2 protein-coding genes and 1 pseudogene are annotated in these 2,997 nt (G+C 63.8%); 1 reads left to right on the forward strand and 2 read right to left on the reverse strand.

Going from position 1 to position 2,997, the window contains the following annotated elements:
- Together H7290_RS09415 and H7290_RS09420 are read right to left on the reverse strand one after the other, a co-directional pair.
- Window positions 1-1,550: pseudogene (locus H7290_RS09415) on the reverse strand (hypothetical protein); the annotation flags it as partial.
- Between the two features lie 70 nt (window positions 1,551-1,620).
- On the reverse strand, window positions 1,621-2,247 hold the full coding sequence (locus H7290_RS09420; RefSeq protein ID WP_290513761.1) for a hypothetical protein: 627 nt from the start codon (window positions 2,245-2,247) through the stop codon (window positions 1,621-1,623).
- Window positions 2,248-2,465: 218 nt separating this feature from the next.
- On the opposite strand from H7290_RS09420, the gene H7290_RS09425 reads away from it, so the two are divergent.
- On the forward strand, window positions 2,466-2,997 hold a 532-nt coding region (locus H7290_RS09425; RefSeq protein WP_290513762.1), incomplete at its 3' end, for a Wzz/FepE/Etk N-terminal domain-containing protein.

Below are 2,997 nucleotides of genomic sequence, written 5' to 3' on the forward strand. Positions count from 1 at the left end.
TCTCCGCGATAGACCTTGTAGGTCAGGCGCGAGTTGTCGCGATCGGTGTTGCCGGGCCAGCTGATGCCGACAGTGCCACGCGCGTAGGAGTTAAGGGTCGGGTTCATCGCCGCGCCTGACAGACGTGGTCCGTCGAGGTTGGGCGCAATGGTCTTGACCGCCATACGCACCAGACCTTGTTGCGGCTTGTTGTTCACGCGCGGAAACTCGCCACCATAAAGGACGTACTGGCTGTTGGCCTCGACCGACCAAGCGCCCTGTGTCTTGCCGGTGTAGCTGCCGGCCGAAATATCGGGGAAGAAGTTGAGGAGGGTCGGGCTGGGCTCACCGCGGTGATCGGCGTAGCCGTAGGGGTCGGGCTTGGAGATGCCCGTCGCGAACTTCGTGGTGGCGGTGCCACGGTTGAACGTCCAGGTGGGCGACGTCTGCGGAAATCCTCCGGTGCCGATGTTGCCGCAATAGTGCTTGTGGGATGCCGAGTAGACGACATCTCCGGCCGGGGCGATGTCGTACGTGTCGCCATGGCAGTCCTCGACCCACTTGAGCTGGCCACTCCAGTCGATCTGGAAGGAGCCTTCAACATTTCCGCCAGCACCAAAGTGGTATCCGGACCCGTAGAAGCCGTCGGCGTCGCCCTTCAGGGACAAGATGGCCGACTGCGCGCCACCATTGCGGATCTGCGCGTTCGCCGCCAGTGGCAGGTTGGCACCATTCGTGCTGTCGACGAGCGAGAGTCCGTAGCCGGGGTTGCCTGATCCGTTGAAGGTCGTGAAGCTGCCGCCGACCGCCACCTTGCTTCCGTCCGGAGAGACGGTCAGCGACTGCACCGTACCGTCGCCGGGCGTGGGAGTCCACGGAAGCAGTGCACCGTTCGCGGCGTTGAAGGAAGCAAGCTTCACTCGCGCGCTGGTCACCAATCCGACCTTGACGGACGGGAAGTTTCCACCGATGAACAGGGATCCATTGCTCAGTCCGACCGTGCTGACCGGACCGTTGACAGTGGGGGCGAAGCTCGTGATCAAAGCTCCTGTGGACGCGTTCAGCGCAGCCACGCGGTAACGGTTGGTGCCGTTGACCGTGGTGAAGTTGCCTCCGGCGTACAACTTGGTGCCGTCAGGCGAAGCCGCGATCGACCTGACCTGCGCGTTGAACGATGGCGCGAAGCCGTTGATCAGGACACCGGTGGTCAGGTTGTAGGCGAGCATGTTGGCACGCGGAACGGTGTTGACGCCCTCAGCTGCGCCGGCCGGACGCGCGGTCGTGAACTCACCCGCCACGTAGACGGTGTTGCCGACGATCGCCTGGTCCCAGACCACACCGTTGATCTGGACTGTCGGCAGCACATCGGTCGACGCCGTCTCAGGGAGACCCGCGGCCGGTGCTGTGTCAGCCTGCGCGGCCTGAGGCAGCAGCACGAGGCCCGTTGCGACCAGCGCGATCGTGACCGACAGGGTCGCGACGAGGCGGGGGAAGACGTTACGGAGGGCAGACGCCGTGCGAACAGCAGCAGCCTGAATCGCCCGCGGGCGACTGGGAGTAAAATCGATCACGCCATAGAGAGCACCCCTCCAGCGAATACTGACGCCGTTCGGGGTAACTATTTACTTCCGGCCGTCCCACCTACTTGGCGGAACCCTCAAAGAGAGTGACCGGATCACCGATCGACAGATCGAGCTCGATGGAGACACGACCGAGCTCGGCCTTCGGCACACGGAACACATAGGTGCCGGTCTTCGACCTGCCTCCCGCGAGGCTCCCGGCCAGCGCGGTGGTGCCTGTCGACAGGGGGGTGGCCGGTGTGTTGTCGGCACCGTAGTAGGCGTTCACCACCGTCTGGCTGAAGTCGATGGCCTTGCCGGCCGTCACGGACACCGTGACGGCGATGGCCGGACCTCCCACCTCTCCCGGGAGCTCCGCCTTGCCGTCGACCTGCCGGATGCTCGACAGACGCGCTGATGTCCCACCGGTGAGGGACGCCTTGTCGTCGATGCCGATGGTCTTTGGTCTGGGCCGGTCCGGAACAGACGTGGGTCCCGTCGGAGACGGTGTCGGACTGCTGGGGACGCGGGTCGGTGGTGCGATGGTGGCGGAGGTCGGAGCCTCTGTGGATGCCGACTCTGCCCGTGAGCTTGGTTGGGTCGGACTGTCCCCGCCAGGATTGGCCAGCACGACGACCACGACTGCGGCCACCACGACGACGAGGCCCACGATTGCCACAAGAGTCTTGCGGGAAATGGCGGAGAGCATGGCACATCCTTGTCTTGAGGTTCGACGGTGATCATAGCCTCACCCCCCGAGTGCGAAAACGATGGCGAATCGGCCTCAGCAGGGTGGACGTCAACGCTACGATGATTCCGCCTCGCTCGTAGAAAACGCATCTCGGGGGCGCGACACATCCTCTGGTGGAGACCGAGCTCAGGGCCACCGATGCCGGCTGATGTGCAAGAGAGGATGGAAATCGTTCGATGGACCTCATCGAGTACGTCAATGTGCTGCGAAGGCGCTGGGTGTCAATCCTGGCGCTCGCCATCCTGGGTGCTGCAGTCGGCTATGGCTGGTCCTCGACGATCACACCCACCTATCAGGCCTCCAGCCAGGTTTTCGTCAGCGTCAACAGCGGCGATACCGTCAACGACCTGGTCCAGGGGTCCACCTTCACCCAGAACCTCGTCCAGTCCTACGCCCAGCTCGTGGCCACCCCGGCCGTGCTCGCCCCGGTCATCGACGATCTCTCGCTCGAGACCACTCCGAAGAAGCTGGCGAAATCGGTCCAGGCCAACACCCCGCTCAACACGGTGATCGTCGAGATCTCCGTGACGGACTCGACCCCGTCCCGGGCCGCAGAGATCGCCAATGCCATCGCTGATCAGCTTCCCAAGACAGTCACTGGACTCTCACCCTCGCGTGGAGGAACCATCACGTCCGGTGAAGCAGTGGTATCCATCAAGACCATCGCCGACGCCTCTGTCCCTGACTTCGCGATCTCGCCGAACAAGA

Source organism: Aeromicrobium sp. (genome assembly GCF_014378035.1).
Classification (GTDB): Bacteria; Actinomycetota; Actinomycetes; order Propionibacteriales; family Nocardioidaceae; genus Aeromicrobium.

Bases quoted from the DNA above. Each gene is read 5' to 3' on its own strand.
- H7290_RS09420 (WP_290513761.1), bottom strand. From the start codon at position 2,247: ATGCTCTCCGCCATTTCCCGCAAGACTCTTGTGGCAATCGTGGGCCTC.